At 60.9% G+C, this 11,558-nt stretch carries 7 protein-coding genes; 4 read left to right on the forward strand and 3 right to left on the reverse strand.

Annotated elements, in window-relative coordinates; all coding sequences use genetic code 11:
* Window positions 1–21: 21 nt before the first annotated feature.
* The 4 genes from glpK to BMW89_RS29260 all read left to right on the forward strand — a co-directional run bounded on the left by glpK (window position 22) and on the right by BMW89_RS29260 (window position 5,119).
* Window positions 22–1,524, forward strand: coding sequence for a glycerol kinase GlpK (gene glpK, locus BMW89_RS29250; protein WP_092032008.1), 1,503 nt, complete (start codon window positions 22–24; stop codon window positions 1,522–1,524).
* A gap of 1,002 nt (window positions 1,525–2,526) precedes the next feature.
* Window positions 2,527–2,682 (forward strand): hypothetical protein, encoded by a 156-nt coding sequence (locus BMW89_RS38145; protein ID WP_177196397.1) that lies wholly within the window; start codon window positions 2,527–2,529, stop codon window positions 2,680–2,682.
* Between the two features lie 78 nt (window positions 2,683–2,760).
* A complete protein-coding gene (locus BMW89_RS29255; protein WP_092032011.1) occupies window positions 2,761–4,332 on the forward strand; it encodes a hypothetical protein in 1,572 nt (523 codons plus the stop codon).
* Between the two features lie 157 nt (window positions 4,333–4,489).
* Window positions 4,490–5,119: a glutathione S-transferase family protein gene (locus BMW89_RS29260; protein ID WP_092032015.1), complete on the forward strand. Its 630-nt coding sequence runs from the start codon at window positions 4,490–4,492 to the stop codon at window positions 5,117–5,119.
* Between the two features lie 175 nt (window positions 5,120–5,294).
* On the opposite strand, the gene BMW89_RS29265 is transcribed toward BMW89_RS29260, so the two are convergent.
* From BMW89_RS29265 to metH, 3 genes are all read right to left on the reverse strand, one after another.
* Window positions 5,295–6,302, reverse strand: coding sequence for a DUF3592 domain-containing protein (locus BMW89_RS29265; RefSeq protein WP_092032355.1), 1,008 nt, complete (start codon window positions 6,300–6,302; stop codon window positions 5,295–5,297).
* Between the two features lie 87 nt (window positions 6,303–6,389).
* Window positions 6,390–7,178, reverse strand: coding sequence for a hypothetical protein (locus tag BMW89_RS29270; RefSeq protein ID WP_092032019.1), 789 nt, complete (start codon window positions 7,176–7,178; stop codon window positions 6,390–6,392).
* A gap of 521 nt (window positions 7,179–7,699) precedes the next feature.
* Complete coding sequence (gene metH / locus BMW89_RS29280) at window positions 7,700–11,557, reverse strand: methionine synthase (protein ID WP_092032027.1); 3,858 nt, start codon at window positions 11,555–11,557, stop codon at window positions 7,700–7,702.
* Between the last annotated feature and the right edge of the window lies 1 nt (window position 11,558).

Genomic DNA, 11,558 nt, shown 5'->3' on the forward strand with positions numbered 1-11,558 from the left:
GAAACGCCAAGGTAAGCTTCCATGTCTTTCGTCCTCGCCATCGACCAGGGCACCACCTCCTCGCGCGCGATTGTTTTTCGCAGCGACATCTCGATCGCGGCGCGCGCGCAGCAGGAGTTTCCGCAGCATTTTCCGGCGTCGGGCTGGGTCGAGCACGAGCCGGAGGACATCTGGACCTCGACAGTGATGGTCTGCCGCGACGCGATCGAGCAGGCCGGCATCGGGCCTAAGGACATCGCGGCGATCGGCATCACCAACCAGCGCGAGACCACCGTGGTGTGGGACCGCGCCACCGGCCAGGCCGTGCACCGCGCCATCGTCTGGCAGGACCGCCGCACTGCCGACATCTGCGCAAAACTGAAAGCGGAAGGCCGCGAGCCCGTGATCTCGCAAAAGACCGGCCTGATCATCGATCCCTATTTTTCCGGCACCAAGGTCGCATGGATCCTTGATCACGTGCCCGGCGCCCGCGCGCGCGCCGCGCGCGGCGAGCTGATGTTCGGCACCGTCGATTGCTATCTGCTGTGGCGCCTCACCGGCGGCAAGGTGCACGCCACCGACGCCACCAACGCCTCGCGCACGCTGCTGTTCAACATCCACACCGGCGAATGGGACGACGAACTGCTGGAAATCCTGCGCGTGCCGCGCTCGATGCTGCCTGAGGTCAAGGATTCGTCCGCCCGCTTCGGCGAAAGCGTGCCTGATCTCTTTGGCGGCGCGATTGCCATCTCCGGCATCGCCGGCGACCAGCAGGCTGCCACCATTGGTCAAGCCTGCTTCCGCCCCGGCATGATGAAGTCGACCTACGGCACCGGCTGTTTTGCCTTGCTCAACACCGGCACCACGCCTGTCGTGTCGAAGAACAAGCTGCTCACCACCATCGCCTACCAGCTCGGGGGAAAACGCACCTACGCGCTGGAGGGCTCGATCTTCGTCGCGGGCTCCGCGGTGCAATGGCTGCGCGACGGCCTCGGCATCATCAAGCACGCCGCTGAGACCGGCCCGCTCGCGGACCAATCCGATTCCATGCAGAGCGTCTATCTGGTCCCGGCCTTCGTCGGCATGGGCGCGCCCTACTGGAATCCGCGCGTGCGCGGCGCGCTGTTCGGCCTCACCCGCAACACCGGCCCCGCCGAGCTCGCCCACGCCGCACTGGAAAGCGTCTGCTACCAGACGTTTGACCTGTGGGCGGCGATGCGCGCCGATTGGCCGAGCTCGGAAACCGCCAGCGTCGTGCTGCGCGTCGACGGCGGCATGACCGCGTCCGACTGGACCATGCAGCGCCTCGCCGATCTGCTCGATGCGCCGGTCGATCGTCCGGTGATCCAGGAGACGACAGCGCTGGGGGCGGCATACCTCGCCGGCCTCCAGGCCGGCGTCTATCCCGAGCCGACAAAATTCGCCGACAACTGGCGCCTGGAGCACCGCTTCAAGCCGAACATGAGTCAGGCGACACGGGAGCGGAAGCTTGCGGGATGGGCGAGGGCGGTGAAGGGCGTGCTCGCGAGCGACGAGGGGGAGTGAGTAGTCAAGGTAGGCGATATCCTATCGACCACGTCAATGTAGTTTTCTAATGAGCTGTTCGAAGACTGTTTCTGGTAGGCCTAGCTGATAGAGAAGCGTTACCAGTGCGCCAACGGTCAAGATTCCTGCGCCATGCCCCAATGTGGACGCATATCGGCCGAGAAACGTATTGATGTGCCGCTTCGTGCTAGCGACGGGACCTCGAAGCACAGTAGTGTCCTCCGCCCGTCGCTTCGGAAAACGTCTTACTGTTTCAAGATACGAATTCAAGTGACGCAGCTCGACGACCAACTTTCGTATCTCATCAAGGTAGTCGGGGCTATCTAACAGCAACAGGGGAGGTGGTTCGTTGTGCTGCCGCAGAACGTCGTATTCGAGCGCCTCGTCGAACGCCGCGATAACAAGTCTTGAATGAAACAATGCTTGACGGACACTTCTAATTACGACCGTGCCCTGCTCGGTCGCAATCGAACTCCGATTTCCTCCATTCTTGAGGTAGAGTTGTAAAGCCTCTAGTGCGGCTTGGGCTCTCGTTTGATCCTTCCTCTGCGCGTGCTTATCAAGCGCTGTCAGTAGTTGGTCGTTTACGTAAACAACTATGCGCGACTGAAAAGCGCGAGTCTTCTTTGCGGAACCGATCGTGTCAATTTGGGAGCTTGACCGAGGCTTATGCCGCGCTGGCCCTTTGTGATCAGTTTTCGAGCCTCTTGATCGTTTCCGAGCTACCGGCTCTACATATCTTCCTTGCGCTTTTGTCCCCGGCTTCTTCGATTTCGCCACCACGTCCTCGTTTGTCCACTCTTTAACCAAACGTCACTGGCACTCAATCCATAGCGTCTATTTTTATCTACTGCAATCTAAGGGAGAAGAAGCCAGTAGTTATATTGCGCACCAATGCTGCTCTGCGCGAGCAGATTTGTCGTGTTCAGTACACCGGTGGCCGATGGATCAGGTCGCCCGAGCGCAGCGCGGCTGGTTCAGTGCACTGCATCATGACCCGCCGTGAGCTGCTCGTCAGCCGGCAAGCCGAACATGAATCAGGCGATGCGTGAGCGGAAGCTCGCCGGCCAGGCGAGCGCGATGAAGAGCGTGCTGGCGAGCGACGAGGGGAGGTGGCGCACGGGCTGCGCGGCTGCTTCCGCGTCGTCGGATGGCTAGACAATTGGATGCAACCGGTGCGAGAATAGCTGCGTTTGGCTGCGATAGCTTGTCGTTTTTTTCAAGAAAGAGATTTTAATGAGCATTCTTGAGACGACTAAAGTCGAGAACCTCGCGCGAATTGTCGAAGAATCAACTCGATCGACTAAGGAGGGCGTGAAGTACTTTATTGAGCCTGCTCCGGGCACGCTGGCTCGCGCTAAGAATAAGCGCCATCATATTGTCTTTGGACGCAGAGGGTCCGGAAAGTCGAGCCTATTGGCGAAGGTGACAGCAGATCTTACTGTCAATAGAAGTCCTATTGCTTACGTAGATCTTGAAGAGTTTAAGGGGCACAGCTACCCCGATGTCTTGTTGAGCGTGCTGATCAAGACACTGAGCGAATTCAAAGCTTGGATGGATTCCGCTGCAATCCACCCATCTAATAGAACATCATTCTGGAACAAGCTTTTTGGAGCGTCGCCGTCGAAGAAGGGATTCCCTCGGACAAAAACCTCCGAGATCTCTGCCGAGCTTGGGGCGATGATCAAGGAACTCAACGCGGTCCTTTTCGCAGCTGACGATGCCAAAGTTCAAACGACACGCAAGGGCGAAACCGCCGTTGAGTTGCAGACTGCGCTTACTGCTGGAGGAAAAGTCCCAATTGCCTCGATTGAATCCAGTTTGAAATCCTCCGAAAAAGGCACGCAGTCGACTCAAACTCAACAGGAGTACACTTCACGAAAGATCGAAGTTCTGCACCGAAATATTATGCGATACAAAGGCCTGTTCCAGCGGATGACCGAACTGGCCGATGGGCCAGCGTTTCTATTGTTGGACGACCTGTATCACATAAGGAAAGCGGATCAGGCCGAGGTCGTTGATTATCTCCACCGAATTGCAAAAGGGCTGAATCTTTGGATTAAGGTCGGCACCATACGTCACAGGTCGCGCTGGTATACGTATAGCGATCCACCGCGAGGAATGAAGCTCGGCGATGACGCAGAAGAGATTGATCTAGATGTGACGTTAGAGAAGTATGATCTGACGAAGCGTTTTCTCTTGCGAATTTTGGAGCAATTCGCTCGGGAGTCCAATCTGAAATTGGACGACTTTCTTACCGATGGAGCGCGCGATCGTCTTGTGTTGGCAAGCGGGGGCGTGGCGCGCGATTTTCTCACTATTTTCCGGCGTGCAATTGACGTCGCGAGAGAGCGCCTCGCGCGGGGTGACAGCGCGAGAGGTGAGAAGATCGGTGCAGAGGATGTCAATAAGGCGGCCGGGGAGTTCGACAAATTCAAGAGAGAGGATTTTTCGCGGGATGCCGGCAAAGACGAGGAAAAGAAGCTGCTAGAGATATTCGAGAAGCTTAGCGATTTCTGTTCGACCGAAGCAAAGGCAAACTGTTTCTTGATCGATAAGGATTATAACGAGAGCAACGTCGAGAACGTCCCAGATCTTGTTGATCTGAAATTCCTCCACCACGTTCGGTCGCGAGTCACGGTTCGAGAACGCGTCAATCGACTGTACGATGCTTATATGCTCGATCTCAGTCAGTATACGGGTGAGCGTGCGCGCCGAAATTTTGAAATCATAGAATTTTGGGGGCAGAATGCCGAGGATGCGTTGCGCAAATCTCGATTTATCTTTGCCGAGAGACCGCGATCCTAATTGCCCGCTAGACACCTTCTGATCCGCCCGCAGGCAACGAGAACCTGTGCCGTATCGCGTTGAAATACGTCAGACCCATCTTTCCGACCGGCACGTGAATCCCGAGCGCTGCCATACCTCGCCATAGGCCAGTGCCGGCAATGACGAGAGACTTACCATGTTCCTGATCGGCCAATACGACTCCCCCTTCGTTCGCCGCGTCGCGATTGCGCTGCGGCTTTATGGTCTCGCTTTCGAGCACAGGCCGTGGTCGACCTTCGGCGATGCCGACAAGATTGCACCCTATAATCCGCTGCGCCGGGTGCCGACACTGGTGCTCGACGACGGCGAGGCGCTGATCGAGAGCACGATCATCCTCGATTATCTCGACGAGCTGGTCGGCGAGGCAAAGGCGATGTTGCCGCGCAGTGGCGCCGACCGGCGAAAGCATTTGCGCATCTGTGCGCTCGCCTGCGGTCTCGGCGACAAGGCGGTGAGCCTGCTCTATGAGCGCGTGCTGCGGAAGGAGCAGCTTGCGCTGTGGGTCGCGCGGTGTCAGGCGCAGATTGCGGACGTGCTCGGCGTGCTCGAAACCGAGCGCATGAAGGTGACGATGTCGTACTGGCTCGGTGACCGCATCGGCCATGCCGACATCGTGGTTGCCTGCGTCACTCGTTTCACCCGCGAAGCGCATCCGCAATTGTTCGATGCCGCGCGCTATCCTGCGCTTGCGGCGCATGCCGGTCGTTGCGAGGCGCTCGGGCCGTTCCAGGAAATCGTGCAACCGCTGGCGCCCCCAAAGGGGTGAAACGCTCTCGTGTCCCGGACGCGACGCGGCGTGCAACGCTGCGTCGCAGAGCCGGGACCCAGCCGGCGGTTTGCTTGGAGATGTGGGCCCCGGCTCTGCAGCGCACCGCTTTGCGCTGCGCCGCGTCCGGGGCACGAAGCCGAGCGAAAGGTCAGGAGCGAGGCCCGCCGGGGCGCTACGCGAACCCGACCTTGATCAGGATCGTCAGGAAAAGGCCGCCGACGACCGCGCAGACCGCAGCACCGATCAGAGGCCCCAGCGCGCCTTCCCGGCTCGCAGGCTCCAGCACGGCATGTCCCGGCTGGTCCGGATCGTAGTAGACTTTAACGCTCTGCCCGGGACGATATTTCGCCGCTTCCTGTTCGGCGACATCGCGCAGCCCGGAGATCATGGTGCCGCCCCAGTTGGTTTCGGTGCCGGTGAAGTCGCGTTGGCCGACCTTGTAGGCGTAGCGGAGGTCGACCTGATAACGGTGTACAAGCTTTGAAGTCGTCGGTTTGTTGTCGTGATCGGTCTTCTCCTCGATGATCTCCTCGATCACGTCGGAATGCGTAATCCTGCCGGTCGCGGTCGGCCAACGCAGGCTGGCGCTCGCCAGCCGGCGCGTCCGGACATATTCGGCGACACAGAACACGCCGCCCACGAGCACGATGATCGGCAGCGCGAACGCGAACAGCGGAACGCCATTGTCGGCGTAGAGTACGTGACCCGCGAGCGAGTGCGCGGTCAGGGTGGCGGCGATGACGCCGAATACGAGGGTGAACGCCACTAGCGCCGCAACGTTCTGCGCTGCGGCGGGTTCCAGCAGGGCCTCGGTCGGTTGCTTCGGATCGACATGGATTTCGACATGGGCGCCGACCGGATATCGTCCGGTCAGTTTTGCGGCCAGGACCCTTGTCGTGATGGCGGGGCCGCCGACAAAAATCTTGTCGCTTTCCAGCTCCTGGCCGCCGGCCTGATAGCGATAGCGGATGATGGGCTTGGCGTCGTTCTGATCGTCCGAGGCGTGCGCCGCCGGCTGGTCGACCCGGGAGACGGTGATGATGCCCTCCACCCTGTCCCAACTCCGCGCCGCCTGCATCCGGCTCCGCATCCGGACCAGGTTGAACAACGTCAATCCAAACAGCAGCACGGCAATACCGGCGGCAATCTGCGTCCACATCAATTGTTGGGCGTTCAGCATCCGATTCCCCTGCGCTTCGGCGGCGATCGCCATTGGTCGCTGCGAGCACGCTTTGCGTTCACGGCAGGGGTGGGTGCGGGTCCAGTCCTATTTCCGCGTACACGGCTTGATCTCGCCCGTCGCAGTCTTCAGCACGATCGGATTCGGTGACAGCCTGATTCCGAAGAATAATTGAGAGCCAGACACCTTGTCGTCGGCCCCCTGCTGCGCGTCGAGGTCGAGTTTTGCTGCGATCGCGGATGTCAGCTTGGCCCGCTCCTCCATCGAAATCTTGTTGTGATATTTGATCTCGTAGACGACATCGGCCTCCAGCACGGACCGCGTCTGGCACACGACGCCGCCACTCGAAATGTTCTGGGTGATCGCGTCCTCGCATTCGGCCTTCAGCAATGCGTTGCGGGTCGAGATCAGCGACTCGTCGGAAATCAGCAAAATGTTGGCATTCTCGAGCTTGAGGTGAATCGAATCGACTTCCTGCATGCCGACGACGGCGGACAGCTTGTCCCTGACCTGTGCGGACACGTCGAGATTCTTCTCAAGCGACTGCTTCAGGTCGCGGTCCACGGTCGGCGATTTCTGGATCTTGCTGGCCAGCAGCGCGGGGTCGATGTCGCAGGTCGGATGCAGCTCCAGCCGGCCGTTGCTTAGATATTCGATCGTGTTGATGGTGCCGGGACCGCCGAACGTGCTCGGCGGGACCATCTCGAAATAGCCGGTGTCGGAGAGGATAGCCGTGATCGTCTGCTTCTTACGCGGGAATCCGACCCAGGCTGCGACCATCACCAGGCCGATCGCGATGAATACGCCGCTACCCAGCCAAAGCCATTTGCGGCTGGCTACTTTCCCGGGCAGCACAACTGGCTTCGCTCGCCGCATGGCACATAGCCTTTCGGACAGTCCGCGGCGGCAATCGTGGGCAGTACGACAAGGGCGATCGCGGCGACGAACAGTGCAATGAACTGCTTCATATGCTCGATCCCGAACAAACCATCGGTTTGGAGGTAGTCAACCGACAGAGTAGCCAATCGAGGTTGAGGGGACAAGTGATCGAGTTCACAAGCGGCGAGTTCCCGCGCGCGAAAGTGTGTCCGTTGTTTTGAGACGTAGGTTGGACGTCGCGACGTCGCCACTTGCTCCGTCATTGCGAGCGCAGCGAAGCAATCCAGAATCTCTCTGCGGTGACAGTCTGGATTGCTTCGCTGCGCTCGCAATGACGAGATTCGAGCACCTGCATCCGCCGGGGCTGCGAAGCTGGCGCGGTGGGCGATGATGCAACACTACAGGTGTTTTGCCCGACGGCGCAAGTCAATTTCGGTCAGACCGAAATTCGTCAGCTTTTTCAACCCCAGCTCTACTGTGCATGGGGTTGTTTTCACTTTTTGGTTTTGAGCCGGGGCCTACCCCGCCCCCGCGCGCTTCTTCTGCCAGACCAGATGCACCGCGCAGGTGCAGCCGGGCGGATGCGAGGCGAGGTCCTTGGAGGTCTCGTCGTTCGCGGGCGTTGCGACGAAAGCCTTGTCGTTGCCTTCGCGCGAAGGGATGTAGTTCAGCACCGGCGCGAGCCACCGCTCGGTCTCGGCAACTGTCATGCCCTTGCGCGCGGCGTAGTCCTCGACCTGGTCGCGTTCGATCTTGCCGACGCCGAAATAATAGCTCTCGGGGTTCGCGAAATAGAGCCCGGACACAGAGGAGCCCGGCCACATCGCAAAGCTCTCGGTCAGCTTCACGCCGGCCGTGTTCTCGGCATCGAGCAGCTCGAACAGCGTCGCCTTCTCGGTGTGATCGGGCTGCGCGGGATAGCCGGGCGCGGGGCGGATGCCCTGGTACTTCTCCAGGATCATCTCGTCGTTGGAGAGCGCCTCGTCCGGCGCGTAAGCCCAGAACTCGCGGCGCACGCGGGCATGCATGCGCTCGGCAAAGGCCTCGGCGAGACGATCGGCCAGCGCCTTGCACAGGATCGAGGAGTAGTCGTCATTGGCCATTTTGAAGCGATCGGCGACCACATCCTCGCCGATCCCCGCGGTGACGACGAAACTGCCGATATAATCGGGCACGCCGGTCGTGACAGGCGCGATGAAATCGGACAGCGCCGCGTTGAAGCGACCCTCGCGCTTCTCGAGCTGCTGGCGCAGCGTGTGCAGCGTCGCGATGCTCTTGGTCCGGCTCTCGTCGGCATAGAGCACGATGTCGTCGCCTTGTGCATTGGCCGGCCAGAAGCCGACCGTCGCACGCGCCCGGAACCATTTTTCCTTGACGATCAGGTCGAGCATTTTTCGCGCGTCGTCGTACAGGGAGCGCGCGACTTCGCCGACCTTGGCGTCATCGAGGATCGCCGGAAAACGCCCGGCGAGCTCCCAGGTCTGGAAGAACGGCGTCCAGTCGATATAAGGCACGAGCTCGGCGAGATCGTATTCGTCAAAGCTCTTGATGCCGAGGAAGGTCGGCTTCACCGGCTTGTGTGCGGCAAAGTCGACCGGCACGCGGTTGGCGCGCGCGACAGCGAGCTTTAGCCGCTTCTTGTCGGCCTGCGCACGCATATGCGCATCCGAGATTTTTGCGTATTCGGCGCGCACGTCGGCGGCATAGGCCTCGCGCTTCTCCGGCGACAGCAACGAGGAGGCGACGCCGACGGCGCGGCTGGCGTCGTTGACATGCACGACGGGGCCGGCGCGATAGCTAGGGTCGATCTTCACCGCCGTATGCACGCGGCTGGTGGTGGCACCGCCGATCAGCAGCGGCAGCTTGAGGCCTTCGCGTTGCAATTCGCCGGCGAAGAACGCCATCTCGTCGAGCGAGGGCGTGATCAGGCCTGATAGCCCGACGATGTCGGCCTTCTCCGCCTTCACGGTCTCGACGATTTTTGCGGCGGGCACCATCACGCCGAGGTCGATGACTTCGTAATTGTTGCACTGGAGCACGATGCCGACGATGTTCTTGCCGATGTCGTGGACATCGCCCTTCACGGTCGCGAGCACGATCTTGCCGGCGGAAGAACTCTTGCCGGTGTCGATGCCAGCCGCGGCGTTGCGCGCCTTCTCCTCCTCCATGAACGGCATCAGCCAGGCCACCGCCTGCTTCATCACGCGCGCGGACTTCACCACCTGCGGCAAGAACATCTTGCCGTCGCCGAAGAGATCGCCGACCACGTTCATGCCGGCCATCAGCGGGCCCTCGATCACGTCGAGCGGACGCGAGGAGGTTTTGCGCGTTTCCTCGGTATCCTGCTCGATGAATTCGGTGATGCCGTGCACCAGCGAATGCGACAGCCGCTTTGCCACCGGCCATTCGCGCCAGGCGAGATCGGCTTCCTTGGTCTGGGTCTTGTTGCCGCGGAATTTTTCCGCGAGCGCCAGCAGGCGCTCGGAGGCGCCGGGATCGCGGTTGAGGATGACGTCCTCGCACACCTGGCGCAGTTCGGCGTCGATGTCGTCATAGACGATCATCTGTCCGGCATTGACGATGCCCATGTCCATGCCGGCCTTGATGGCGTGATACAGGAACACCGAATGCATGGCCTCGCGCACCGGCTCGTTGCCGCGGAACGAGAACGACAGGTTGGAGACGCCGCCCGAGATATGCGCGCCCGGAAGGTTCTTGCGGATCCAGCGCGTCGCCTCGATGAAGTCGACGCCGTAATTATTATGCTCCTCGATGCCAGTCGCGATCGCAAAGATATTCGGATCGAAGATGATGTCCTCGGGCGGGAAGCCGACGCGCTCGACCAGGATATCGTAGGCGCGTTTGCAGATCTCGGTCTTGCGCTTGAACGTATCGGCCTGGCCGACCTCGTCGAACGCCATCACCACCACGGCCGCGCCATGGCGGCGGGCGATGTTGGCTTCAAAGATGAACTTCTCCTCGCCTTCCTTCATCGAGATCGAATTGACGACCGGCTTGCCCTGCACGCATTTCAGGCCGGCTTCGATCACCGAGAATTTCGACGAGTCGACCATCACGGGCACGCGGGCAATGTCGGGCTCGGCGGCGACGAGGTTGAGGAAGGTCACCATCGCCGCTTCGGAGTCGAGTAGACCTTCGTCCATGTTGACGTCGATGATCTGCGCGCCGTTCTCGACCTGGTCGCGCGCGACCTGCAGCGCTGCCGTATAGTCGCCGTTGGTGATCAGCTTGCGGAATTTCGCGGAGCCCGTGACGTTGGTGCGCTCGCCGACGTTCACGAAGGGAATCGCATCCGTCAGAATGAAGGGCTCGAGGCCGGAGAGCCTTAAGCGAGGTTCGATCTCGGGCACGATGCGCGGCTTGTGCGGCGCGACCGCGGCGGCGATTGCCGCGATATGGTCCGGCGTGGTGCCGCAGCAGCCGCCGACGATGTTGACCAAGCCATCACGCGCGAATTCGCCGACCAGACGCGCCATGTATTCCGGCGTTTCGTCATACTGGCCGAACTCGTTGGGCAGGCCGGCATTCGGATAGGCGCAGACCAGCGTATCGGCGACGCGGCCGATGTCGGCGATATGCGCGCGCAGATCTTCTGCACCCAATGCGCAGTTGAAGCCGATGGTCACAGGCTTGGCGTGCTGCACCGAATGCCAGAATGCCTCCGGCAGCTGGCCGGAGAGCAGGCGACCGGACTTGTCGGTGATGGTTCCAGACACCATCACGGGCATGTCGATGCCGCGCGCTTCGGTGATCTCGGCGATCGCATAGAGCGCCGCCTTGGCGTTCAGCGTATCAAAAATGGTCTCGACCAGCAGCAGGTCGACACCGCCGTCGAGCATGCCGTTGATCTGCTCGCCGTAGGACTTGCGCAAATCATCGAAGGTGACGGCGCGGTAGCCGGGATTGGACACGTCTGGCGAGATCGAGGCGGTGCGGTTGGTCGGTCCGATGGCACCGGCGACGAAGCGCGGCTTGCCGTCCTCGGCCTCGACGCGCCGGGCGGCGTTGCCGGCAAGGCGGGCACCTTCGCGCGCCATCTCGTAGACGATGTCGGTGAGGTCGTAATCGGCCTGCGCGATCGAGGTGGTGGAGAAGGTGTTGGTGGCGACGATGTCGGCGCCGGCGCGCAAATACGCCGCGTGGATGTCCTCGATCGCCTGCGGCTGAGTCAGGATCAAGAGGTCGTTGTTGCCGCGGAGGTCGCGATGGAAATTCTTGAAGCGCTCGCCGCGGAAGGCGGCTTCGTCGAATTGGAGATTCTGGATCATCGTGCCCATGGCACCGTCGAGCACGAGGATGTGCGCGCGGGCAGCGTCGAGCAGGGCAGTTCGCTTGGGAGAAACGGGAGTGGTCATT

This window comes from Bradyrhizobium sp. OK095 (assembly GCF_900109945.1).
Taxonomy (GTDB): domain Bacteria; phylum Pseudomonadota; class Alphaproteobacteria; order Rhizobiales; family Xanthobacteraceae; genus Bradyrhizobium.

What these genes read in the sequence shown, in the direction of transcription:
- BMW89_RS29255 (WP_092032011.1), top strand. Translation starts at nt 2,761, where the DNA reads ATGAGCATTCTTGAGACGACTAAAGTCGAGAACCTCGCGCGAATTGTC.
- BMW89_RS29270 (WP_092032019.1), bottom strand. Translation starts at nt 7,178, where the DNA reads ATGCGGCGAGCGAAGCCAGTTGTGCTGCCCGGGAAAGTAGCCAGCCGC.
- BMW89_RS29260 (WP_092032015.1), top strand. Translation starts at nt 4,490, where the DNA reads ATGTTCCTGATCGGCCAATACGACTCCCCCTTCGTTCGCCGCGTCGCG.
- metH (WP_092032027.1), bottom strand. Translation starts at nt 11,557, where the DNA reads ATGACCACTCCCGTTTCTCCCAAGCGAACTGCCCTGCTCGACGCTGCC.
- BMW89_RS29265 (WP_092032355.1), bottom strand. Translation starts at nt 6,302, where the DNA reads ATGCTGAACGCCCAACAATTGATGTGGACGCAGATTGCCGCCGGTATT.
- glpK (WP_092032008.1), top strand. Translation starts at nt 22, where the DNA reads ATGTCTTTCGTCCTCGCCATCGACCAGGGCACCACCTCCTCGCGCGCG.